General features: G+C 59.5%; 19 protein-coding genes. 6 read left to right on the forward strand and 13 right to left on the reverse strand.

What is annotated here, in order from left to right:
- The first annotated feature begins 97 nt into the window (after positions 1-97).
- On the forward strand, positions 98-1,714 hold the full coding sequence (locus tag SIB73_RS14660) for a photosystem II high light acclimation radical SAM protein (RefSeq protein WP_413403982.1): 1,617 nt from the start codon (positions 98-100) through the stop codon (positions 1,712-1,714).
- On the opposite strand, the gene SIB73_RS14665 is transcribed toward SIB73_RS14660, so the two are convergent.
- From SIB73_RS14665 to SIB73_RS14675, 3 genes are all read right to left on the reverse strand, one after another.
- Positions 1,678-2,433: a type II CAAX prenyl endopeptidase Rce1 family protein gene (locus SIB73_RS14665; RefSeq protein ID WP_413403980.1), complete on the reverse strand. Its 756-nt coding sequence runs from the start codon at positions 2,431-2,433 to the stop codon at positions 1,678-1,680. The two genes, SIB73_RS14660 and SIB73_RS14665, sit on opposite strands and share 37 nt — an antisense overlap.
- Before the next feature lie 104 nt (positions 2,434-2,537).
- The gene (gene clpS / locus SIB73_RS14670) at positions 2,538-2,858 is read right to left on the reverse strand and encodes an ATP-dependent Clp protease adapter ClpS (RefSeq protein ID WP_413403978.1); all 321 of its coding nucleotides are present in this window, start codon (positions 2,856-2,858) and stop codon (positions 2,538-2,540) included.
- Positions 2,859-2,908: 50 nt separating this feature from the next.
- A complete protein-coding gene (locus SIB73_RS14675; protein ID WP_413406108.1) occupies positions 2,909-4,135 on the reverse strand; it encodes an LL-diaminopimelate aminotransferase in 1,227 nt (408 codons plus the stop codon).
- Between the two features lie 146 nt (positions 4,136-4,281).
- Between SIB73_RS14675 and SIB73_RS14680 the strand changes: the two genes are divergently transcribed.
- From SIB73_RS14680 to SIB73_RS14690, 3 genes are all read left to right on the forward strand, one after another.
- Positions 4,282-6,861 carry a TIGR03960 family B12-binding radical SAM protein gene (locus tag SIB73_RS14680; protein ID WP_413406106.1) on the forward strand — a complete coding sequence of 860 codons (2,580 nt, stop codon included), beginning with the start codon at positions 4,282-4,284 and terminating at the stop codon, positions 6,859-6,861.
- A gap of 263 nt (positions 6,862-7,124) precedes the next feature.
- On the forward strand, positions 7,125-9,050 hold the full coding sequence (locus SIB73_RS14685) for an Rne/Rng family ribonuclease (RefSeq protein WP_413403977.1): 1,926 nt from the start codon (positions 7,125-7,127) through the stop codon (positions 9,048-9,050).
- On the forward strand, positions 9,047-9,619 hold the full coding sequence (locus tag SIB73_RS14690) for a ribonuclease HII (protein ID WP_413403976.1): 573 nt from the start codon (positions 9,047-9,049) through the stop codon (positions 9,617-9,619). The genes SIB73_RS14685 and SIB73_RS14690 overlap by 4 nt, the downstream gene beginning before the upstream one ends.
- Here the strand turns inward: SIB73_RS14690 and SIB73_RS14695 are convergent.
- Entirely contained in the window at positions 9,560-10,162 is a 603-nt protein-coding gene (locus SIB73_RS14695) for a DUF1997 domain-containing protein (RefSeq protein WP_413403974.1), read from the reverse strand. The genes SIB73_RS14690 and SIB73_RS14695 overlap by 60 nt on opposite strands.
- A 50-nt stretch (positions 10,163-10,212) precedes the next feature.
- On the opposite strand from SIB73_RS14695, the gene pheA reads away from it, so the two are divergent.
- Positions 10,213-11,052, forward strand: a complete 840-nt coding sequence (gene pheA, locus SIB73_RS14700; RefSeq protein WP_413403972.1) for a prephenate dehydratase — start codon at positions 10,213-10,215, stop codon at positions 11,050-11,052.
- On the opposite strand, the gene SIB73_RS14705 is transcribed toward pheA, so the two are convergent.
- The 9 genes from SIB73_RS14705 to SIB73_RS14745 all read right to left on the reverse strand — a co-directional run bounded on the left by SIB73_RS14705 (position 11,028) and on the right by SIB73_RS14745 (position 19,632).
- Entirely contained in the window at positions 11,028-11,993 is a 966-nt protein-coding gene (locus SIB73_RS14705) for a methyltransferase domain-containing protein (protein ID WP_413403971.1), read from the reverse strand. The two genes, pheA and SIB73_RS14705, sit on opposite strands and share 25 nt — an antisense overlap.
- Positions 11,993-12,655: an LON peptidase substrate-binding domain-containing protein gene (locus SIB73_RS14710; protein WP_413403969.1), complete on the reverse strand. Its 663-nt coding sequence runs from the start codon at positions 12,653-12,655 to the stop codon at positions 11,993-11,995. Before SIB73_RS14710 ends, SIB73_RS14705 begins: the two co-directional genes overlap by 1 nt.
- Before the next feature lie 57 nt (positions 12,656-12,712).
- The gene (gene rpsJ / locus SIB73_RS14715) at positions 12,713-13,033 is read right to left on the reverse strand and encodes a 30S ribosomal protein S10 (protein WP_413403967.1); all 321 of its coding nucleotides are present in this window, start codon (positions 13,031-13,033) and stop codon (positions 12,713-12,715) included.
- A gap of 148 nt (positions 13,034-13,181) precedes the next feature.
- Positions 13,182-14,381, reverse strand: coding sequence for an elongation factor Tu (tuf, locus tag SIB73_RS14720; RefSeq protein ID WP_413403966.1), 1,200 nt, complete (start codon positions 14,379-14,381; stop codon positions 13,182-13,184).
- A 40-nt stretch (positions 14,382-14,421) separates the two neighbouring features.
- The gene (gene fusA, locus SIB73_RS14725) at positions 14,422-16,497 is read right to left on the reverse strand and encodes an elongation factor G (RefSeq protein ID WP_413403964.1); all 2,076 of its coding nucleotides are present in this window, start codon (positions 16,495-16,497) and stop codon (positions 14,422-14,424) included.
- Between the two features lie 86 nt (positions 16,498-16,583).
- Positions 16,584-17,054: a 30S ribosomal protein S7 gene (gene rpsG / locus SIB73_RS14730; RefSeq protein WP_066904590.1), complete on the reverse strand. Its 471-nt coding sequence runs from the start codon at positions 17,052-17,054 to the stop codon at positions 16,584-16,586.
- 76 nt (positions 17,055-17,130) lie between these two features.
- Entirely contained in the window at positions 17,131-17,505 is a 375-nt protein-coding gene (gene rpsL, locus SIB73_RS14735) for a 30S ribosomal protein S12 (protein ID WP_066904579.1), read from the reverse strand.
- Between the two features lie 75 nt (positions 17,506-17,580).
- Positions 17,581-17,907, reverse strand: coding sequence for an AIR synthase (locus tag SIB73_RS14740; protein ID WP_413403962.1), 327 nt, complete (start codon positions 17,905-17,907; stop codon positions 17,581-17,583).
- A gap of 39 nt (positions 17,908-17,946) precedes the next feature.
- A complete protein-coding gene (locus SIB73_RS14745; RefSeq protein ID WP_413439649.1) occupies positions 17,947-19,632 on the reverse strand; it encodes a phosphodiester glycosidase family protein in 1,686 nt (561 codons plus the stop codon).
- A 104-nt stretch (positions 19,633-19,736) separates the two neighbouring features.
- On the opposite strand from SIB73_RS14745, the gene gltB reads away from it, so the two are divergent.
- On the forward strand, positions 19,737-24,335 hold the full coding sequence (gene gltB / locus SIB73_RS14750; RefSeq protein ID WP_413403959.1) for a glutamate synthase large subunit: 4,599 nt from the start codon (positions 19,737-19,739) through the stop codon (positions 24,333-24,335).
- Positions 24,336-24,340: the final 5 nt, after the last annotated feature.

Consider the following 24,340-nt stretch of genomic DNA (forward strand, 5'->3'; position numbering starts at 1 on the left):
ATTGCGCAAGATGTCGCCTGCTTTATGAAGCCGACATGAAGAACCATTGAGACCTCGCTCAGGCGTTCTCAGAGGCGTGGTTGTTAGCGTCCAGCCCATGCAAGGCCTTCTGCAACCGCCTGAGCTCCTGTCTCAGCCCAAGCTTTCCGGCGAAAGGGTGCTGCTGGTTCGGTTGCCTTGCAATCCGATTTTTCCGATTGGCCCTATCTACCTGGCCGATCATCTGCACAAATGCTTCCCCGGGGTACCGCAGCGAATCCTTGATCTGGCTGCCCTGCCGGTTCTGGACGTGCACAGGGTTCTGCGGATCACGATTGATCAGTTCCGCCCCACTCTGCTGGTGTTCTCCTGGCGTGACATTCAGATCTATGCCCCTGTTGATGGTCGGGGCGGCAACCCTCTGCAGAATTCGTTTGAAGTCTTCTATGCACGCAATCCGCTGAAGCGATTGCACGGTGCCCTCGGTGGACTCCGCCTGATGACCAGTCATTACGGAGAACTGTCCCGTAATCAGGCGCTGGTACGCAGAGGGCTACGTCGAGCCAGGCGCCATCGCCCTGAAGCCAGAGCCGTGCTTGGTGGGGGCGCAGTCAGTGTTTTCTACGAACAGCTCGGCCGTTCTCTTCCCAAAGGAACAATCGTTTCCGTGGGAGAGGGTGAGCCTCTTCTGGAAAAACTGCTGCTCGGTCATTCACTGGATGGAGAGCGTTGCTTCGTGGTCGGAGAACCCCCTCGGCCGGGGTTGATCCATGAGCAACCGGAGAGTCGACCGAAAACGGCATGCGACTACGACTACATCGCTTCGATCTGGCCTCAGCTCGATTGGTACCTCGAGGGCGGGGACTTCTATGTCGGAGTCCAGACGAAGCGTGGTTGTCCCCATAACTGTTGTTACTGCGTCTACACGGCTGTGGAGGGTAAGCAGGTGCGTCTGAACCCTGTTGAAGCAGTGGTTTCGGAGATGCGCCAGCTCTATGACAGGGGTGTTCGAGGTTTCTGGTTCACCGACGCTCAATTCATTCCAGCCAAGCGCTACATCGAGGATGCCAAGGAGCTGCTGCGGGCCATCAAGGCTGAGGGTCTCACCGACATCCGCTGGGCTGCCTACATCCGGGCTGACAATCTTGACCCCGAACTGGCTCAGCTGATGGTGGAGACCGGAATGAGCTATTTCGAAATCGGCATCACCTCAGGCTCCCAGGAGCTCGTGCGCAAAATGCGCATGGGCTACAACCTGCGCACCGTGCTGGACAGCTGCAGGATGTTGGCGGACGCCGGTTTTCGTGACCACGTTTCGGTGAATTATTCGTTCAACGTGATCGACGAGCGTCCGGAGACGATTCGTCAGACGGTTGCTTATCACCGTGAGCTGGAGCGCATCTTCGGTGCAGACCTTGTTGAGCCCGCGATCTTCTTCATCGGTTTGCAGCCTCATACCCATCTGGAGCAATACGGGTTTGACCAGGGCCTGATCAAACCCGGTTACAACCCAATGAGCATGATGCCCTGGACGGCGCGCAAGTTGCTCTGGAACCCGGAACCCATGGGAAGCACGTTCGGCAGGATCTGTCTGGAGGCCTTTGATCTTGATCCTTCCGATTTCGGCCGGACCGTGATGTCACTGCTCGAGAGGGATTACGGAGTGGCACCCCTGCAGGAGGCACTCCGCGCACCGCTTCAGGGGCGAGCCGCACTGGCCAAGGCCGTGAGCTGACGCCAGAGCAGAATGCTCAGGGCGATGATTCCCACCAGCCCACCCAGGGGATTGGCATGGGCTGCACCGGGACCGACCAGCCATTGCGGAGCACTGGGTGACATCTGCAGCAACCCGGATCGAAGCGCAAACCAACCGCCGACCAGCCCGCCATGCAAGCCGACGCAGCCCCAGATCGAGCCACCATCCAGTCGCCTCTGCACCGCGAGGATCAGACCAAGCAGCAATAAACCCGTCAGCAGACCGAGCATCGGCAGGACGCCCTGATCAAAACGGGTGTGCGCGAGGCTGAAGATCACTGCCTGACCGATCACCGCTTCGCGCGGGCCCATGAGTGCGTTGAGCTCTCCCCAAAGCCAGCCTCTGAAAACCAGTTCTTCGGCGAGCCCGAGCCCGAAACAGAGCAACAAGGCATTGAGCGCATCCGCTGCAGTGAGTTCCCCGAGCCAGCGCCCCCAGGATCCCAGCAGTAAGGGCAGACAGATCAGGGCCAGCAGGCCTGCGGAACGCAGCAGACCCTCGATCAGGCAGGCAGTGGGTGATGCCTCGCCACGACGGCTGCGAATCCCCAGAGTCAGCCACGGATGGCGACTGCGCCAGCGTTCACGCACCCAGCTGGGCATCACCAGAAGGAACAGTATGAAGGTGATGACGGTGCCGATCAGCGACAGCCGGGAAGCTGAGGCACCAGGCATCACATAGGCGATGGGTTGTGCCATCAACCATCCCAGCCCGTACAGCGCTGGTATCAGGGCTATCGCCGCTACCCAGCGAGGTTGAAACCCGAGCAGCCCACCCCAGGCCTCGGCAATGGGTTTAACGATTACTCCTCCGGCTCAATGGTGCTGGTGAGCCCTTTGCCCTTGAGCGTTTCGCAGTAAAACTCGGCCGGTTCCAGGTCGCAGACGATCACAAGCCCCACGCCTGTGTTGTGTGCCTCGAGCATCACGGCCATGCAGTCCTGTTCACTGAGCTGGGGTACCACCTGGCGAAGGGTGGTGACCACATACTCCATGGAATTGACCGGGTCGTTGTGAAGCAGCACTTTGTACCGGGGCGAGCGCTTGCGGACCTGTTCCGGAGCCTTGTCCAGAACGGCTGCTCCACCTGGGCTACGGCTGGGGGTTTCCACCGCCATGACCATGCTTCTCGGATGTAGGGAATTTAAAGGGACTTCGCACACAGCGGATGATTTCAGAGGGCTTTGATCCGCGCCATCGCGGTGTCAACGTTGCTGCGACTGTTGAATGCCGAGAGCCGGAAGTAACCCTCTCCGGCAGCGCCGAAGCCGCTTCCCGGAGTCCCCACCACGTTCGCCTTGTTGAGCAGGTGGTCGAAGAAGCCCCAGGAGTCCATGCCCTCGGGAGTCTTGATCCACACATAGGGAGCGTGCTCCCCTCCATAAACAGTGAGGCCCGCTGTGCTCAGTTCGCGGCGGATGATCGCGGCGTTCTCCATATAGAAGGCCACCAGGTCCTTCACTTCTTTCTGGCCGGCATCGGAGTAGACGGCTTCTGCCCCACGCTGGATGATGTAGCTCACACCATTGAACTTGGTGCTCTGGCGCCGGTTCCACAGGCCCCAGAGTTCAACGGATTCTCCATTTGCAGTTTTGCCCCGCAGTCCCTTGGGAACAACGGTGAACGCGCAGCGGGTGCCGGTGAAGCCGGCGTTCTTGGAGAATGAACGGAATTCGATGGCGCAGTCACGCGCTCCCTCGATCTCAAAGATCGAGTGGGGAAGGCTGGGATCCTGGATGAAGGCCTCATAGGCGGCATCGAACAGGATCAGAGAGCCGTTGGCGCGGGCATAGTCCACCCAATGTTTCAGCTGATCCTTCGTGGCCACGGCACCTGTGGGGTTGTTGGGGAAGCACAGGTAGATGAGATCCACAGGTTCGCTGGGGATCTCAGCCGCGAAACTGTTGTCGGCACTGATGGGCAGATAGGTCAGACCCGCATAGCGACCTTCATCTCCGGCTTCACCGGTGCGACCGGCCATCACATTGCTGTCCACATACACCGGGTAAACAGGGTCTGTGACGGCAATCTTGTTCCCAGCTCCAAGGATATCCAGGATGTTGCTGCTGTCGCACTTGGATCCGTCTGAAACGAAGATCTCCTCGGCGCTGATGTCACATCCGCGAGCCTGGAAGTCGTGCCTGGCGATGGCATCCCGCAGCCAGCCGTAACCCTGTTCGGGGCCGTAGCCATGAAAACCTTCAGCGGTGCCCATCTCATCGATGGCTGTTTTCATCGCTTCGCGACAGGCCTCGGGGAGCGGTTCCGTGACGTCGCCAATGCCAAGGCGAATCAAAGCTGCGTCTGGGTTGGCGGCAGCGAATGTCTTCACACGGCGTCCGATCTCCGGGAACAGATATCCCGCTTTGAGTTTGAGGTAATTGCCGTTGACCTGAACCACAGAAAGACTGATTTCTGCGGGCATCCTGCTACATAACATGAAGAAAGTCGGGTCGTAAGACCGTGACCGTCGCGTTGAATACATCCACCGCTCCTGTTGCGTTTGACGAGCTGGTGGACGCCGGCATCAACAGGCCCGCTCGCTACATGGGCCATGAGCTCGGTGTGGAGCCGAAAGACTGGAATGGTGCCCGGGTTCGCTGGGCCCTCACCTATCCCGAGCTTTACGAGGTGGGTTCCAGCAATCTGGGGCACATCATTCTCTATTCGATCCTCAACGCACTGCCTGGACAGGCGTGTGATCGGGCCTACCTCCCTGCCGCCGATCTGGCTGACCGACTCAAGCAGCAAAAGCAGGCGCTGTTCGGAGTGGAGAGCCGCTGGCCCCTCAACGCCTTCGACATTCTTGGTTTCAGCCTGAGTTACGAGCTGGGAGCCACCAATATTCTGGAAATGTTGGATCTCTGCAGGGTTCCGATCCGTGCCGAAGACCGCGGAGACCTTCTGCTCAGTGACCCGCAGGCTCCGCCACTGATTTTTGCCGGAGGACCAACGGCCACCAGCAATCCAGAGCCCTATGCCGCCTTCTTCGACTTCATTGCCCTAGGCGATGGTGAGGAGCTGTTGCCGGAGATCGGCCTGGTGCTCGCCGAGGGCAAGCAGGCAGGCCTGACGCGCTCGGCTCTGTTACTGGATCTGGCATTAGTGCCAGGGGTTTATGTGCCATCTCTGTATGCCACTGGCCAGGACGGAGTGAGCCTTGAACCGCAGATGCCAGGACTGCCTGAACGGGTGCTGAGGCGGGTCGCCACGCCGATGCCCCATTACGCGATGGGTCTGGTCCCACACGTGGAAACGGTCCATGACCGTCTGACCGTGGAAATACGCAGGGGCTGCACACGTGGCTGCCGTTTCTGCCAGCCGGGCATGCTCACGCGTCCGGCGCGAGATGTGGAGCCCGAGGCCGTGATCGAAGCGGTTGAAACAGGTATGCGAAAGACGGGCTACAGCGATTTCTCACTGCTGTCGCTCAGCTGCAGTGACTATCTCGCGCTTCCTGCCGTGGGCGTGGAGCTGCGCAATCGTCTGGCTGATCGCAACGTCACGCTTCAACTGCCCAGCCAGAGGGTGGATCGTTTCGATCAGAACATCGCCCACATTCTTGGAGGGGCACGCAAGGCCGGGCTCACTTTTGCTCCGGAAGCCGGTACTCAGCGTCTGCGTGACATCGTCAACAAGGGGCTGACAGACGATGACCTCCTGCAGGGCATCCGCACTGCGATGCAGAACGGGTATCGCAAGGTCAAGCTCTATTTCATGATCGGTCTTCCGGGAGAGACCGATGCCGATGTGCTCGGCATCGCCGAAACCTGCCGGATGCTTCAGGAATGTTGCCGAGATCTGGGCCGACTCAGCCTCAACACCACCATCAGCAACTTCACACCGAAGCCCCACACCCCCTTCCAGTGGCACAGCGTGTCCACAACCGAGTTCCTGCGGCGTCAGCAGCTTCTGCGTGATGCAGGTCGACGCCTTCGAGGTGTGCGCTTCAACTTCACGGATGTGCGTCTATCGGCGATGGAGGATTTTGTGGGTCGAGGAGACCGGCGGCTGGCGTCTGTGATTGAAGCGGCCTGGCGCTCCGGCGCTGGTATGGATGCCTGGTTCGAGGCCCTGGATCGCACCTACAACGCATGGACCACGGCCATTGCCCAGGCCGGGCTTGAGGGGAGTTACCGGCAGATGGAGCTTGGTGGCTGGAGTGCGGTGTCGGCGCTCGATCGTGATGATCTTGAAGCTTTTTGCCGGCAACCCCTGCCCTGGGATCACATCGACAGCGGCATCGACAAGGACTGGCTTGCAAAGGATCTGCAACACGCCCTTGCCTCAAGCGTGGTTCCCGACTGTTCTTTTGAGGCCTGCAGCAGCTGCGGTGTCTGCGGCCCTGATCTGGGCCACAACGTTGTGGTGGCGCCACCGGACGTTCCTGTGGCCAGACCTCAGCAGGCGCCTCCGAGTCTCCGTGCCTGTCGCCTGCGCTTTCGTTTCAGCAAGACCGGTGCAATGGCGCTGCTCAGCCATCTGGATCTTGTGCGTCTTCTCGAGCGGGCACTGCGCAGAACCGAGCTGCCCGTGAGCTTCACAGGAGGATTTCATCCCCTGCCTCGACTTCAGCTGGCGCTCGCTCTCCCCCTGGGAGTGGAAGGGCATGGAGAGTGGATGGACCTGGAGTTTGTGGAGACAGTGGACGCGTTGATGGTGAAGGAACGGTGGCAGCAGACCTTGCCTCCTGGATTGCACCTGATCACGGCTCAAGAGGTGGCCGTTTCCTCTCCCAGCCTTGCTCAGCAAGTGCGAACCAGCCGCTGGCATTTTGTTCTCAGTGGCTCTGAGCTGCTGTCGCAGAGTGAATCCGTCGACTGGTCGCAGGCCATCGCGGCTCTGCTTGCGCAGAACGAACTGATCTGGGAAGACACCGATAAAAAGGGTCGTCCGCGGCGCCGGGATGTCCGTGACTTGCTCCTGGATCTTCGTCTGCAGAAGAAGCCTGAGCCCTGTCCGGGGGACATCGTTTCCGGGGCGGAGCTTGAGCTGCTCGCTGCTGTTGATCCTCAGGGTCGCAGTCTCAAGCCTGCCCAGTTGCAGTTCTGGCTTTCGCATCATCTGGGGTTCGACTTGTCGCTCTCGCGTGTTCGACGGCAGGAGCTGACTCTGGTGCAGTGCTAAATTCACTTCAGGACTTCAATCCAGAGGCTTCAGTCACGGATTCGTCCCGGTCTTCTTGTCCCAATCACGATTTGGAACGGGAGGCCCAGGCCTCTCGTTCCTGCCAGCGCCTCCTCGCTGTTGTGGATCGGCCGTAGGAGTGCTCCACTCCGCTCCATCCGACCCCAGGGTCATCTCAAAGCAATTCCAATTCACCCCCGATCCCCGAGCCCGGCGGCTCGCAGATCGGTCTCTGCCCTGACGGGCGACGTCAGTTCCTGTTTATGCCCCAGCAAATCGTCATCGCCGAGCAGCTGCGCATCGCGGCGGTTCTGACCGATGACCGTGTTGATGAGCTGATCGTGGCGCAAGGCCGCTACCAGATCGGCGACGTTTACCTCGGAACGGTCGAAAACGTACTTCCGGGAATTGACGCCGCCTTTGTGAACATCGGTGAGAGTGAGAAAAACGGTTTCATCCATGTGAGCGACCTGGGTCCGCTGCGCCTCAAAAAAGGTGCCGCCGGGATCACTGAGCTGCTCGAACCGCGCCAGAAGGTGCTCGTTCAGGTGATGAAAGAGCCCACCGGAACAAAGGGCCCTCGCCTCACCGGCAATCTGGCTCTGCCAGGCCGTTACCTGGTGTTGCAGCCCAGCGGCCAGGGTGTGAACATCTCCCGACGCATCAGTGCCGAAGGTGAGCGCAATCGCCTCCGAGCCCTTGGGGTGCTGGTGAAACCGCCTGGTGCCGGTCTGCTTGTCCGCACGGAAGCAGAGGGAGTTGGTGAAGACCAGCTCATTGACGATCTCGAGTCTTTGATGCGTCAGTGGGAGGCGATTCAGAAAGCAGCTGAAACCGCTTCACCGCCGGTTCTGCTTAACCGGGATGAGGATTTCATCAATCGGATACTCAGAGACCACACCGGCCCTGATCTTGCCCGTGTTGTGCTCGATGATGCCGCCGCCGTTGATCGAGTGACCAGCTTCCTGGGCCAGGAAGGGGGAAACGTTTCGGTGGAAGCACACAACGAATCCGACGAGCTGCTGGAGCACTTCAAAGTGAATGCGGCCATCCGTGATGCTCTGAAACCGCGGGTCGATCTTCCCTCCGGCGGCTACGTGATCATCGAGCCCACCGAGGCCCTCACAGTGATCGATGTGAACTCAGGCTCGTTCACGCGTTCCGCCAACGCGCGAGAGACGGTTCTCTGGACCAACTGCGAAGCCGCTGTTGAGATTGGACGGCAGTTGAAGCTCCGCAACATCGGGGGGGTGATCGTCGTCGACTTCATCGACATGGATTCCCGTCGTGATCAGCTGCAGCTGCTGGAGCATTTCATGATGGCGATGCGCGATGACACGGCTCGCCCTCAGATCGCCCAGCTCACCGAGCTCGGCTTGGTTGAGATGACGCGCAAGCGTCAGGGCCAGAATATTTATGAGTTGTTCGGTCGAGTTTCACCTGGTTACGAGGCAGTTCTGCCTGGTAAGGATCTGCCTCAGCCTCAAGCTGCCGCTACGGGCCTGGTGAGATCGGCCACAGCGGCGCGTGCGGAAGTCGTGGCACCTGCTGACTCAGGAGGCGGCCGCCGCCGACGGGGTGGCCGCGGACGGGTCAATGGATCCACCGAGAACAAGGTGGTGGATCCGAGTCTGGAGGCGACTGTTGCCGGTGAATCCACATCGGATGCCACCGAGCCCGCAGGCGCCAACCGCCGTCAGGATCCTGAACTGGTCGCTGTGCCGATGGATGATGACCAGGAAAGGGTCTTTGGTTGGCTGGGACTGAATCCTGTGCTTCTTCTGGATCCACTTCCTGAGAGTGACAATCTGCTCGTAAGGGTGGTGCGGCCTGGCGAAGATGCCGAATCTGTTCTGGAAGACGCACGCCAGCAGCTCGCCGCCAGTTCAGGTCGCCGCCGTCGCCGCGGCTCGCGTGGTGGTCGAGGTGGCGCTCGCAATGGATCTACCTCTCCAGCGCCTTCACCCGTGCATGCAGCAGAACCCACTGAAGATTCACCGCTGCTGGTGGAGATCACCCCACTGGAGGCGAATCCCGTCAACGATGTACAGACATCATCACAAACAGTTTCCCGATCTGCGTCACAGCCGCCTGAGCCTGCAGAAGCCGTAGTTGCCGAGCCAGAGAAGCCCGCTGAAGAGGCCCGCCCCGGTCGTCGTCGTCGTCGTTCTTCCGCGACCGTCGAGTGATTGCCGGAGTCGATGAGGTTGGCCGTGGATGCTGGTTCGGGCCTGTCTTCGCCGCCGCGGTCTGCCTCACTGATGCCGCTGCGAATGAACTCTCCGATCTCGGCCTGACCGACAGCAAAGCCCTTTCTCCCAAGCGCAGAGCTGCGCTGGTTCCCGAAATTGAGGCTCGAGCCACCAGCTGGGCTCTCGGCCAAGCGGCTGCGAGGGATGTGGATGCGAAGGGGATCAGGGTGGCGACGGAATACGCCATGCTCCGTGCGCTTCAAAAACTCCCGCAGGTTCCAGAGTTGGTGCTTGTGGATGGGGTCCTTCCCCTGCGCCCGTGGACAGGCCCTCAGCGCACGATCGTGCGTGGTGACAGCAGCGAAGCCTCAATCGCTGCTGCCAGCGTGCTGGCAAAGCAAGCGCGCGATGCCTTGATCCGCCGCCTTGCAGAACGTTTCCCTGGCTATGCACTTGAACGCCATGCCGGATACGGCACCGCTCAACATCGGGCGGCACTGCTGGCATCAGGTGCCACTTCGATGCATCGCCACTCCTTCCTCACCAAGGTGTTTGCCGGTGTCTGAGGGCTGTTCTGAACCTGTCGTCTCTTCAGCTGAGGCCTGCAGTGACCAGTCTTCAAAATCTCGCACCAGCTGCCTCCCGACCCGACCTTTGATCGTCATCAGGATGCCGTTCAGGATCGACTCGCCGGTGCTTTCCAGCACCCGTCTGGGAATCAGTTTCAGCAACGGTGGCTGACTGACATTCACCCCCAGTTTGGCTTCTCCCTGCAAGCCTTGATCGGTCACTTCCAGGAGCGCTTCCAGGCTCAGCTGGAAGTCATCCACAAGCCCAAGTCCCTCCAGTGTGGCGTCGGTGGCCTGAATGGAGATCGTTCCATCGCCAGGCTCGATCTTCAGTGAAACAACAGGACAGACCTGGAGCTGAAACACCTGCAGCGTTGTGACGGTGTATCGGTAACGTCCCGGACCGATTCTGTTGAGCTGATGTGCATCCAGAAGAGCTTTGATGACCCGGTCTTCCTGTTGCAGGTAGCTGCGCAGGTGCCCGGTCTGGTTGGCGACCGGCAGATCGAGATGCTGACTGGCGCGGAAGGCAAGGGTCATGCCCCTTGTGCTGACGCGGCATGATCCTATCGATGCAAGTGCTTGGATCCATGCCGATTCGGATGGCGTTTCTTGGGCCGAAGGGCACCTATGGCGAACGAGCCGCCAAAGAGATGATCCGACTGGAACAGCTCATTGATGCTGAGTTGGTGGCATGCACCGGGCTGCGTTCAGTGGTCGACCATGTGGCTGAAGGCCGCTGCGAGGCTGCCGTGGTGCCTGTTGAGAACTCGGTGGAGGGTGGTGTCACGGCCAGTCTCGATGCGCTCTGGTCGCATCCCGATCTGTGCATTCGACGTGCTTTGGTGCTCCCGATCCGCCACGCCCTGCTCAGCAGTGGTTCGATGGAGAGCGTGACTGAAGTGCTGTCTCACCCTCAGGCACTGGCGCAATGCAGTGTCTGGTTGGCGACCCATCTGCCGCAGGCGCTCCAGTTGCCCACCACATCCACTGCGGAAGCTGCTCGGATGGTGAAAGGAAGCCGTTTCAGAGCTGCGATTGCGGATCGGTCCGTTGGCGAACTGCAGGGTCTCGCGGAACTGGCATTCCCTGTGAATGATGTCGTGGGTAACAGGACGCGTTTCCTGCTGCTCCAACGCGGAGAGCGGCTGAGGGATGGTCAGCTCGCCAGCCTGGCGTTCTCTCTGCATCGCAATGCCCCTGGAGCGCTGATTGAAGCGCTCCAGGCGATTTCGGGCCTGGGGCTGAACATGAGCAGGATCGAGTCGAGGCCGTCGAAACGGGAGCTTGGCGAGTACGTCTTCTTCGTGGATGTGGAGTTGCCGGCGTCCGGAGCTGATGTCGTGCTGACGAAACTTCAGACGCTTCTCAGCCCTCTTTGTGAACATCTGGCCGATTTCGGCGCTTATCCCAGTTCGGCATTCAATTGATCAGAAGCAAGTCGGAACACGCCGAACTGCATCATTCCCCGGGCGAATGCCCAGCGCATCAACAGCATTGTGGGTGTTTCCCGCAGGCCCTGAAGCAGGGCTGGCGGACCGAGTCGGAGTACCGCTCCTGGTCTGCGAAATCCTTCAAGGATCGATTCATTCCATGACGGCAGTGTCTCTGTGGTCCAGTCCCCTGTGTCGATCAACCCCCTGCTCTGACTGCTGCATTCGAGGTTGTGCCGGAATCCTGGAATGCTCGCGAACTCTGGATGAGCCCACTGGGTTAGCAGCTGGTGCATCACCCAGCGTTCGCGTGCATCCAAAGCTCCGTCGCGAGGATCGCGACGGTTCCAGTCGGCAACCGCCAGAGATCCACCCGGTTTCAGAATCCGTAGAAGCTCATCGGCGAACCGTTGCTTATCGGGCATGTGTGGGCCTGCTTCCACACTCCAGACCCCGTCAAATTCAGCATCAGCAAGCTTCAGATTCAGCGCGTCCATCACCTCAAAACGGCAGGACAGGCCTTCGGGCGTTAGTTCCGTGGCTCTCTGGATCTGTGCGGGACTGATGCTGATACCCAGAACATCAAAGCCGTAGTCTCTGGCCAGAATCCTGGCGCTGCCGCCGATTCCGCAGCCCACATCGACCACTCTCGAGCCCGGAGGCAGGCGATCCAAACCGCTCCAGTGCACCAGCTCATGCACGAAATCAGCTTTGGCGCGACGGAAATCCCGTCGTATCGGAGGGTCCCCGTAGTGTCCGAGGTGGACGTGTTCACCCCAGAGGGTCTCCAGCAGCCGATCGTCGGTCCAGGCGTCATAGGCGGAGGCGACGCTTTCACTGGAGTGATAAGTCCTGCTGCGTCGGGTCCAGAGCGCATACGCCCCAGCAGCGGCTACAAGGCCGATCACGGCCGGAGCCAGAAAAGTCGAGAGAGACATCAACCGTTGCCGGAGTCTGCGGAGGAGAGGGTGTCGCGCAGCACCGTGCGTGCTGCCAGCTGCCGACGCGTTTCATCGAGCATCTCGAACTCCTGTTCGAGCCTGGAGCGGGTATTGGTGAGCTCCAGCAGCTCCTGCTGCTGATCGGCCACTGGGCCCCCTAGGTGAGCTCCGATCCAGAACGAAAGCTCGCGAGGAAGATCCGGCAGATCGTCTGGCAGTGCGGTGGGTGCATCAGTGAGCTTGCCTGTCAGCTCCACGACATCTCTGAGTGCTTTGGTGACTGATTCACTGAGGGAGTGGAGCTGATCGAGATCGCTTTCAGGCTCATCTTCAATCCAGCTCACCATGGCGCTGCGAAAAGGTGTTTCACGGGTCACATTCAGCACTCTGAAGCGCTGCTGTCCGAGCGTCACGATGTTGCTGCGCCCGTCATCACCTGTCTGATGTTGGATGACCTCGGCACAACAGCCAATGGATGCCATGCTTTGGCTGCGGGGGTCCCAACGCACAACGCCGAAGCGACGATCGCTTTCCAGCACGCTCTGCAACATCATCCGGTAACGCGACTCGAAAATGTGCAGAGGTAGTACGTCGCTCGGGAACAGAACAACATCCGGCAGAGGAAAGAGGGGAAGTTCCCTGACGGACAGGTCAGCCACGCATTGAAACTCTGAGAAATGGAATCCTAGGCAGCTGACCGAATGACTGTGCTGGGCTCAGAGTTTGACCTCGATATCTACGCCACTGGGAAGATCGAGCTTCATCAGGGCGTCAATCGTTTTGGCCGAAGGACCATAGATATCGATGATGCGGCGATGAGTACGGGTTTCGAAGTGTTCCCGTGAATCCTTGTCCACGTGGGGGGAGCGGAGCACGCAGTAGATCTTGCGCTTGGTCGGAAGAGGAATGGGACCGATGGCGGTGGCTGCTGTGTTATCTGCGGTTTCAATGATCTTGTCGCAGGACAGATCCAGCATGCGGCGGTCAAACGCTTTCAAGCGGATGCGGATCTTCTGCTGGGCAATTGCAGTGGACATGAAGCGCGAAGAAATCTCCTGAGGAGATCACGAGAGGTGGATTGTCGAGGTGCTGGTTGAACGTGTCCTGGAAACGTTCAAATCATTCTGGAATGGTAAGGGATGGCCTGACATCGGTCAGACCATCCTTCTGATCATCCCCGGTGGATCACTCGATGATCTTGGAGACCACGCCGGCACCAATGGTGCGACCACCTTCACGGATGGCAAAGCGCATCCCCATTTCCATGGCGACTGGGCAGATCAATTCGCCAGTCATCTGGATGTTGTCTCCGGGCATCACCATTTCCACGTTGCTGCCGTCTTCCGCAGTGAAGGCGGTGATCTGACCGGTCACGTCCGTGGTTCGGATATAGAACTGCGGGCGGTAGCCGGCGAAGAACGGCGTGTGGCGACCACCTTCTTCTTTTTTGAGAACATAAACCTGACCTTCGAACTTGGTGTGAGGAGTGATCGAGCCAGGCTTCACGAGCACCATTCCCCGCTCGATGTCTTCCTTCTGAATGCCACGAAGCAGCAGACCCACGTTGTCGCCAGCCATCCCCTCATCGAGCAGCTTGCGGAACATTTCCACCCCGGTGACGGTGGTTTTCCGAGGCTCTCTGATGCCGACGATTTCGACTTCTTCGCCAACCTTGACGACGCCGCGCTCGATGCGGCCTGTTGCCACGGTGCCACGTCCGGTGATGGAGAAGACATCCTCAACAGCCATCAAGAAGGGCTTGTCGACTTCGCGCTCCGGCTCGGGGATGTTGGCATCGACAGCTGCCATCAGCTCCTCGATTTTGGCTTCCCACTCAGCTTCACCTTCGATGGCTTTCAGTCCGGAGACCTGGACCACAGGAATGTCGTCGCCTGGGAAGTCGTAGCTGGAGAGCAATTCGCGGATTTCCATCTCCACCAGTTCGATGATCTCTTCGTCATCGACCATGTCGCACTTGTTCAGAGCAACCACCAGCGCGGGCACGCCCACCTGCTTGGCCAGCAAGATGTGTTCCTTGGTCTGGGCCATGGGGCCGTCGGTGGCGGCACAAACGAGAATGGCACCGTCCATCTGAGCGGCTCCGGTGATCATGTTTTTCACATAATCAGCGTGGCCAGGGCAGTCAACGTGGGCGTAGTGACGGGAATCAGTCTCGTATTCGACGTGTGCGGTGTTGATGGTGATGCCGCGCTCACGCTCCTCTGGAGCTCCGTCGATATCGGCGTAATCCTGAACCTGCGCCTGTCCCTTTTTGGCGAGCACATTGGTGATCGCGGCAGTGAGGGTTGTTTTGCCGTGGTCAACGTGGCCGATGGTGCCGATGTTGACGTGGGGCTTGTTCCTTTCGAACTTCTCGCGTGCCATTTTGTTAAAGAATCGGGGGTGAATTAAAAGGGGGTAGAGATCAGGAATTGCCCTGATTCTTGGAGATGATGGCCTCGGCCACGTTGCGAGGAACATCCTCATAGTGGCTGAATTCCATCGAGAAAATACCCCGACCCTGGGTCATGGATCGGAGCTCGGTGGCGTAGCCGAACATCTCGGCCAGGGGCACCTTGGCCGAGACTTTTGACGTGCCATCGTCAATTGCCTGACCTTCGACCTGCCCCCTGCGGGAGGACAGGTCGCCGATGATCGAGCCGAGGAAATCCTCGGGGACCTCGACCTCGACCTTCATCATCGGCTCAAGCAGCACTGGATTGCACTTCTTGACCGCATCCTTGAAGGCCATTGAGCCGGCAATCTTGAAGGCCATTTCCGACGAGTCCACATCGTGATACGAACCGTCGACCATGGTGACTTTCACGTCGATCATCGGGAACCCGGCAATCACGCCGGACTCACAGGTCTCCTTCATGCCCATTTCGGAGGGCTTGATGAATTCCTTGGGAACGACACCGCCAACGATTTTGTTGACGAATTCAAAACCGGATTCGGGTTCACCCGGCTCCATTTCGATCACAACGTGGCCGTACTGACCCTTACCACCGGTCTGACGAGAGAACTTGCCTTCGCCTCGCGATGCCGCACGGATGGTTTCGCGGTAGGAGACCTGAGGCGCACCGATATTCGCTTCAACTTTGAATTCGCGCAGCATCCGGTCGACCAGGATCTCCAGATGCAGCTCTCCCATGCCCGCGATCACGGTCTGGCCAGTCTCTGAATCAGTCCTGACTCTGAAGGTGGGGTCTTCCTCTGCCAACGCAACCAGCGCTTTGGAAAGCTTCTCCATATCACCCTTCGTCTTGGGTTCGACCGCAACGGAAATCACCGGTTCCGGAACGAACAGGGTCTCCAGAACAATCGGATCTTCAACGGAACAGAGGGTGTCCCCGGTGGTTGTGTTCTTCAGGCCGAGCACAGCACCCAGATCACCGGCACGCAGTGCATCGACTTCTTCGCGGTCGTCTGCCTTCAGCACCACGAGTCTGGAAATGCGCTCTTTGCTGTCCTTCGTTGAGTTGAGGACGTAGCTTCCCTTCTCGAGAACGCCGGAGTACATCCGCACAAAAGTGAGTTTGCCATAGGGGTCAGCCATCACCTTGAAGGCCAGAGCACTGAAGGGAGCTTTGTCGTCGGAGGGACGAACAGCCTCCTTGCCGTCGGGCAAGACTCCCTGGATTGGAGGAACATCCACAGGTGCGGGAAGATAGTCGACGACAGCGTCGAGAACGAGTTGCACACCCTTGTTCTTGAAGGCGGAACCGCAGAGCACAGGCACAAGGCCATGCTTCAGAACACCTTCGCGGATGCCGTTTTTGAGTTCATCCAGTGAAAGTTCACCGGTTTCCAGGAACTTTTCGATCAGAGTTTCATCGTTCTCTGCAACGGTTTCCATCAGGACATTGCGCCACTCATCCACCTGATCCTTCATGTCAGCCGGTACGTCGGTGACTTCGATGTTCTGGCCGAGATCGTCTTTGTAGATGTGAGCCTGATTGGCCACAAGGTCGATAATTCCGCTCAGTTCTCCTTCAGCTCCGATCGGCAGCTGAATCGGAACGGCATTCGCTTTGAGGCGGTCCTTGATCTGGCCATGGACCTTGAGGAAGTCGGCGCCCGTGCGGTCCATCTTGTTGACGAACACCATCCGCGGCACTGAATAGCGGTCAGCCTGACGCCAGACGGTTTCTGATTGAGGCTGGACACCGCCGACGGCGCAGAACACAGCGATCACTCCATCCAGCACACGCATTGAGCGCTCCACCTCGATGGTGAAGTCAACGTGACCAGGTGTATCAATGATGTTGATCCTGTGGTCTTTCCAACTGGTGGAAATTGCCGCAGCCGTGATAGTGATGCCCCGCTCGCGCTCCTGGGCCATCCAATCGGTTACAGCTGCACCGTCGTGCACTTCACCGATTTTGTGAACCACGCCTGAATAGAACAGAATCCGTTCTGTCGTGGTGGTTTTGCCCGCATCAATGTGGGCAGCGATACCAATATTTCTGACGCGTTCCAGGGGAAAGGCGCGAGCCACAGGAAACTCCGGGGTGGGGCGTAAAAAGGCGGGTGAGATCCTACAGGTCCGCCCTGAGCAAACGAGGCTTCAGAGCGGGGAGGGGATCAGTAGCGGTAGTGGGCGAAAGCCTTGTTGGCTTCCGCCATCTTGTGGGTTTCTTCGCGCTTGCGAACAGCGCTGCCGGCTTCATTGGCCGCATCCATCAGCTCGCCGGCAAGCTTCTGAGCCATGCTGCGACCGTTACGAGCGCGGGAGAAGCTCACAAGCCAGCGAAGGGCCATGGCCGTACCCCGCTCCTGGCGCACTTCCATAGGAACCTGATAGGTGGCACCCCCGACGCGTCGGGCACGTACCTCAACGAGAGGAGTCGCATTTTTCACGGCCGTCTCAAACAGTTCGATCGGATCCCCACCGGTGCGGTCGCCGATCAGGCTGAAGGCATCGGACAAGATCCTCTGTGCCGTCGACTTCTTTCCATGCTTCATCAACCTGGCCACGAGCATGGTGGCGAGTCGATTGTTGAACTGCGGATCTGGGAGGACCGGGCGCTTGACGGCGGCGTTACGGCGTGACATGGACTGTCAAAAGGGAAAGGAACGGAGAAGGGTGAAGGCGATGGAGGTCACGATCCTGAAGATGGATCGTTGGCCATCATTCCTTCGGAGACTTGGCGCCGTACTTGGAACGGGACTGGCGGCGGTCCTTGACACCTGCAGTGTCAAGAGTTCCGCGAATGATGTGATAACGCACTCCTGGGAGGTCCTTGACGCGACCGCCCCGGATCAGCACAACCGAGTGCTCCTGCAGGTTGTGGCCGATGCCGCCGATGTAGGCGGTGACTTCGAATCCGGAGGTGAGGCGTACGCGGGCCACTTTGCGCAAAGCCGAATTGGGCTTCTTGGGTGTGGACGTGTAAACACGGGTGCAAACACCACGTCGTTCTGGGCAGGCTTTCAGAGCGGGCGATTTGGTTTTCGCCTTAGAGCTCTGGCGCTCGGTCCGGATCAGTTGCTGAATGGTTGGCATCGACGGTCGCGTAGCGGCCGGAGATCCGACCTGTTCGACAATTCATCACAATACCGGTTCGACCTGCCAGTCCCGTCAAAGGCGGCTGAAGGCACTGCCGCAGGCGCAGCAACGCACTGCATCGTTGCTCAGGATCAGAAAGCCTCCACCACTGATGTCACTTCGGTAGTCGAGTGTCAGCCCCTCCAGCAACTGGTGCTGGGTATCGGGAACATGCAGGGTCACTCCCTCTGCTCTTGCAGCGGGGGTTCCATTCAGTCGGCCTGGCTGCAGGCGAATGACGTTGCTCTCACAGTGCCCTTCGGTTAGATCAAGATGCATCATTCCCGGAGTGCCTGCAACAGCGGCCTGCCGCCCCAGTTCGGCAGCTGCATTAGCCGTAATTTGCAAAGTGGCGCCCATGGAACGATGTTCAGGGGAATCCAGTGTGCCAGCCGTCGCTCAGCGCCGAACCAGCCCGAGACCGTTCTGAACCCTGGGCGTCACGCCGCGTCCGGTCATCACGGTTCGATTGGCGGCAAGCAGTGTTGTCGAGCTTCCACCATCGAGATTGAGGGCATCGAGCATTCCCATCTGTCGGAGTGCCAAAGTCGTTTCCAGCAGCGTTGGATCACTGCCTGAGCTGCCCTCGAGTGTCATCAGCCACACGTGACTGCGGTCCTGGGAGACGACCGTTCGTGGTGCGGAAAGGGACAGGAAGCCCGCACTGAAACCTTCCTGACGCCCCTTCAGCACTACCTGCCCGTCTTTCAGCAGGAGTGGGCCACCTGCCAGCACCTGCGGTTGCTCTCCGACTGGACTGGATGGCCTCAGGCTGATGCTGATCCGATCACCGGGCTGTGCGGGAAGCGGTGCTCCAGCCCGGGAAACAATCAGCGAAGCGCCGGGTTTCAGAGAAACTCCGCGATTCAATTCGGCGCGATCGTGCTTGTCGATCGTGAGGCCATCCTTCACCGTGATGGCCTTCTCCTCGCCGCTTAGGGCCCTGTAGGCCGGCCCCCATGCTCTTGTGTAGCGACTCAACCCGCGCTGCACATAGCCGCTGTTGAGAAATCCCAGCCCCCAGCGACGTCCTCCGTTGACCTGCATGGACTGGTCGAGGCGCAGACGATTGAACAGAGGCCTGCTCCCTGCTGTCCAGCCGATCGCCCCCCTGTTGAGAATCGGTCCTGAAAGCCAGGTCCCATCGACACGCAGGGCACCCAGGGGCAGCTGGCGTACCCGATTGAAGAATCCCCCATTTACGGCCAACAGTGCCTGTTCAGGCTGCGCCAGCTGACTGAGAAATCGAATCCCGGTCTGAGCACCTTGAGAGGCGAGTGGTCGCAGTGCAAGCGATTCGCTGTTGAAGGGCACACCTGCCCTGTAAATCCTCAACGGTTTCACCCCCACACGAATCGTGCGGGTCTCCAGCAAAAGTCCGTTGCGGCTTGCCGCCTGGATCTCGGGATTGAGTAGAGCCGACTGCAATGCGTTGCCCGAGGCAGCACTGGCGATGCGGGAGCTGCTCAATCCATCGATCACAATCCGCCAGGGAGTTGCAAGGGTGAGCGTCGGACGATCGGCACTCCCTTTGAGCCGCACACCCTGCCTTTCTCGTTTGGTCTTCAGGCCGATTGCGCGCAATTTGGTGTCCTGGGCGGCCGTGATTGAAACCCCGAGCAACAAGTCGTCGTTCTGCCGTTGCACCAGCGCGGGTCCGCTGAGATCGAGGACCAACCGCCCAGCAGTGCTGCCTCGGCCCTGACGCAGCTTCTGAACACGGGGTGCTTTCAGTGAGATCGACAGAACACCCTGTCGATGGCTGGTAACCACATTCAGTTGACTAAACCAAGGGACTGCGTCAATCGCCACTTCATCGTCGAGAGAACGCTTGGCAAGCTTTTGCAGAGGGACGCGTCGACCGAACCATTCCAGTGCTTCCCCTCCTTCACCGCTAACCCGCTGGAAGCCGAGGCGACCGATCAGCACATCCAGAGGAATCCAGAGCTGGACAGGCGAGCGATGGTCGTTTCCGACCCACTGCCAAGTCCCCTTGGATGCAAGACCTCCAACCTTCATTTTGCTGCCGGTCATCCGGTCGGCTGCGCGCACTTCGGCAACCGGGACTGGAGGGGGAGACAACATCAACATCAGCAGACGCTAGCCGGGGTGGCCGATCCTTAGGATCGAATTTGCCCCGTGATGGATGTTGCATCCAGAACGGGTTCAGCCCGACTCTTATCCAGGTCATGAATCACCTCACCGGCTCCTCCTGGCCTTACAGCGACAGCGCTGCGCCCCAGGCGGTGGCCGGTGAGAAGGACGCCTGTGGAGTGGGATTTCTTGCGCAGTTGCAGGGCCATCCCAGTCATTGGGTGCTGAAGCAGGCTCTGCGTGGCCTCGGTTGCATGGAACACCGCGGTGGCTGTGGGGGAGACTCCGACTCCGGAGACGGAGCAGGTGTTTTATGTGAAATTCCATGGACCTATCTCCGGGCGATTTGGCCGGAAGCCGCTGATGCCAAAGGGTTGGGCATGATGTTTCTGCCCACGGATGCTGAGCGTCGCCAGCAGGCTCGCAAGTTTTTTGAAGCAGAGGCCGTTGCACTTGGTCTGCAGTTCGGCGGTTGGCGAGAGGTGCCTGTCGATGCAGCAGTGCTTGGACCACTTGCCCGTGAAACGGCCCCAGTCGTTGAACAGTGGTTGGTCAAGGGGGATGCTGAGGGTGATGCCTTCGAGGCACTTCTCCTGCGTCTGCGGCGCCGTGTTGGCGCAAGGGCCAGGGAAGCGTGGGGGTTTGAGGGCTCACTCGATTTCTATGTGGCGTCACTCAGCAGCCGAACCGTCGTCTACAAGGGCATGGTGCGATCGGAGGTGCTCGCTCGGTACTACGCCGATCTGCGGGATCCCCGCTTTGAAGTGAGCTTTGCGGTGTATCACCGGCGCTTCAGCACAAACACCCTTCCCCGCTGGCCCCTGGCCCAGCCGATGCGGTTGCTGGGGCATAACGGTGAAATCAACACCCTGCTGGGCAATCTCAACTGGGCGAAGGCCTCTGAAGCCAGCCTTGCTGGTGTCTGGGGAGAAGCCGCGGATGACCTCAACCCCGTGGTGAATCCCGCTTTCAGCGATTCAGCCAACCTCGACGCCACCCTTGAGCTGATGGTGCGCAGCGGTCGCTCCGTCACCGACAGCCTGATCACCCTGGTCCCTGAAGCATTCCGCAATCAGCCGGACCTCGACAGCCGACCTGATGTGACGGCCATGTATGAATTCAATGCCGGCATCCAGGAGCCCTGGGACGGTCCGGCTCTGCTGGTCTTCGCTGACGGCAAGCGTGTTGGAGCAACCCTGGATCGCAACGGCCTGCGTCCAGCTCGCTGGTGCTCCACAGAGGATGGCTTCGTGATCATGGGATCCGAGACCGGTGTGGTCGATCTCAGCGGCAAGACCGTGGTCCAGAAAGGTCGGCTCGGTCCAGGTCAGATGCTGGCGGTCGATCTCCAGACCGGTCAGCTCCTTGACAACTGGTTGGTCAAGGAAGACGCCGCTGGACGTTTCCCCTACGGCGACTGGCTGGAACAACACCGCCGCGATGTGCGTCCGCAACCCTGGACCCAGTCTCAGCAGGTCGGTGAACTCGACCTGCTGAGACTGCAGACCGCCATGGGCTTCACCGCTGAGGACTTTGACCTGATCATCGGCGACATGGCCTCGCTTGGGAAGGAGCCCACCTTCTGCATGGGGGATGACATCCCACTGGCGGTGCTCTCGGACAAGCCCCACTTGCTTTACGACTATTTCAAGCAGCGTTTCGCTCAGGTCACGAATCCACCGATCGATCCTCTGCGGGAACAACTGGTGATGAGTCTGGAGATGCATCTCGGTGAGCGGCGTCCGGCCTTGAAACCTCAGGCGGAAGCTGCTTCGGTGATTCATCTCGATACCCCCGTTCTCAATGAGGCCGAGCTGGAAGCAATCAGCCAGCAAGGTCTTCCGGTTCAGTTCCTGTCAACCCAGGTGGCGGTTGAATCCTGCACCGGAGGATTTCAGGCTGTTCTTGATGCCCTGTGCCAGGCAGCTGAGCAAGCCGTAGAAGATGGGGTTCAGGTTCTGGTGCTCTCCGACCGCGTCGATGCCAACGCTGAGCCCACACCACTGACGGCCACCACAGTGGCGATGCCGGCACTCCTCGCTGTTGGCTCCGTCCACCACCATCTGCTGCGCCGCAAGTTGAGACTGCGCTGTTCTCTTGTGGTGGACACCGCTCAGTGCTGGAGCACCCATCACATGGCCTGCCTGATCGGCTACGGCGCCAGTGCCGTCTGTCCGTGGTTGACCTGGGAGACCACACGCCACTGGCTCCACCACCCCAAAACCAGAAAACGAATTGAGCAGGGAAAGCTTCCTGATCTCAGTGCTGATCAGGTTCAGGCCAATGTGCGTGTCTCACTGGAAAACGGCCTCAGAAAAATTTTGTCCAAGATCGGCATTTCGCTTCTGGCCAGTTATCACGGGGCGCAGATCTTCGAGGCGATCGGGCTGGGTGCCGATGTAATCGAGACCGCTTTCAGCGGCACCACCAGTCGGGTTGCCGGCATGACCCTCGCGGAACTGGCGAACGAAACACTCTCGATGCATGCCAAGGCCTTCCCTGAGCTGAACCGAAGCAAGCTCGAGTTCATGGGTTTCGTTCAGTACCGCAACGGTGCGGAGTATCACCGCAATAACCCTGAACTTTCCAAGGCCTTGCACAAGGCCCTGGCCCAGGGTCCTGGCTATGACCATTTCTCCACGTACAAGACCCTGCTGGAGAACCGTCCGGTGATGGCGCTGCGTGACCTGCTGGAGTTCAAGGTCGCGTCCACACCGCTGCCTCTGGATCAGGTGGAGAGCGTGGAAAGCATCTGCACCCGTTTCTGTACCGGCGGTATGAGCCTCGGAGCTCTTTCTCGTGAAGCGCACGAGGTGCTGGCGGTGGCCATGAACCGGATCGGCGGTAAGAGCAACAGCGGCGAAGGTGGTGAAGATCCTGCTCGCTTCCAGGTGCTGAGCGATGTGGATGACGACGGCCGGTCCGTCGCTTTCCCCAGCATCGGCGGGCTTCAGAACGGGGATACCGCCTGCTCGGCGATCAAGCAGATCGCCTCAGGACGCTTCGGTGTGACGGCTGAATATCTCAGGAGCGGGAAACAGCTGGAAATCAAGGTGGCTCAGGGTGCCAAGCCTGGAGAAGGCGGCCAGCTCCCCGGTCCGAAAGTGGACAAGTACATCGCCTGGCTTCGCAACAGCAAGCCTGGTGTGGCTTTGATTTCCCCGCCACCTCATCACGACATCTATTCGATCGAAGATCTGGCACAGCTGATCCACGACCTGCATCAAGTGCATCCTGCGGCGCCGGTCAGCGTCAAACTGGTGGCCGAGATCGGTATCGGCACCATCGCTGCCGGTGTGGCCAAGGCCAACGCGGACGTGATCCAGATCTCCGGCCATGACGGAGGCACAGGTGCTTCCCCGCTGAGTTCGATCAAGCATGCGGGTGGACCGTGGGAACTGGGCCTTACAGAGGTGCATCGCGCTCTGCTCGAGAATGGTCTTCGCAACAGAGTTCTGCTCAGAGCCGATGGCGGTCTCAAGACCGGCTGGGATGTGGTGATCGCTGCTCTGCTCGGTGCTGAGGAATATGGCTTCGGTTCAATCGCCATGATCGCTGAAGGCTGCGTGATGGCGCGTGTCTGTCACCTCAACAGCTGTCCGGTTGGTGTGGCGACGCAGAAAGAGAACCTGCGTCAGCGCTTCACCGGAGTGCCTGAACATGTCGTGAATTTTTTCTGGTACGTCGCTGAAGAGGTGCGTCAGCTGATGAGTCTGCTTGGTGTGGCACGACTGGAGGATCTCATTGGTCGCAGCGACCTCCTCAAGCCCAGAGGCGTTGCGCTGGCCAAAACCAAGTGTGTGGATCTTTCCAGTCTGCTGGCACCGATCAGTGGCTCTGAAGATCGTTCATGGCTGACTCACAGTTCCCAGGCCCACGGCAATGGGCCGATTCTTGAAGACCAACTTCTGGCCGACCCCGAGCTGATGGCGGCCATTGAGAGTCAGCGATCCGTTCGCCGCACCGTTGAGATCATCAACACCGACCGGAGCGTCTGCGCTCGTCTGGCCGGTGAGATTGCCCAGCGCTACGGCAATCGTGGCTTCTCAGGTCAGCTCGATCTCACCTTCCGTGGCGCTGCTGGTCAAAGCTTCGGGGCCTTTCTGGTTCAGGGCATGAATGTGCGTCTGGAGGGGGAAGCCAACGACTACGTCGGCAAGGGCATGAACAGCGGTCGCATTTCGCTTGTGCCATTGGATTCCACCGCGAACCCCGGTGAGCAGGTGATTCTCGGAAACACCTGTCTTTACGGAGCCACCGGTGGTGAGCTGTTCGCCCATGGTCGCGCCGGTGAGCGTTTCGGTGTGCGCAACAGCGGGGCCCGCACGGTGGTTGAAGGTGCCGGCGACCACTGCTGTGAATACATGACTGGAGGGGTTGTGGTGGTGCTTGGCAGCACTGGCCGCAATGTGGGCGCTGGCATGACCGGCGGCGTCACGTTCCTCCTGGATGACTGCGACCGTGTCACGCCACGCGTGAACCCGGAGATCGTGGAGGTGTGCCCCATCACCACATCTGAGCAGGAGTCCACGCTCAGGGGTCTGCTTGAGCTGCACGTCGCGGCCACCGGAAGTGAGAAAGCCTCGGCTCTTCTATCTGACTGGTCTGCGGCTAGAAGCCGTTTCAAGGTTCTGGTTCCTCCCAGTGAACGAGCTGCCATGGGGCTTGCCGATAAACAGGCAGTTGCCGCCTGATCGAT

The sequence above is a fragment of the Synechococcus sp. MIT S9509 genome (assembly GCF_047303035.1).
GTDB lineage: Bacteria > Cyanobacteriota > Cyanobacteriia > PCC-6307 > Cyanobiaceae > Synechococcus_C.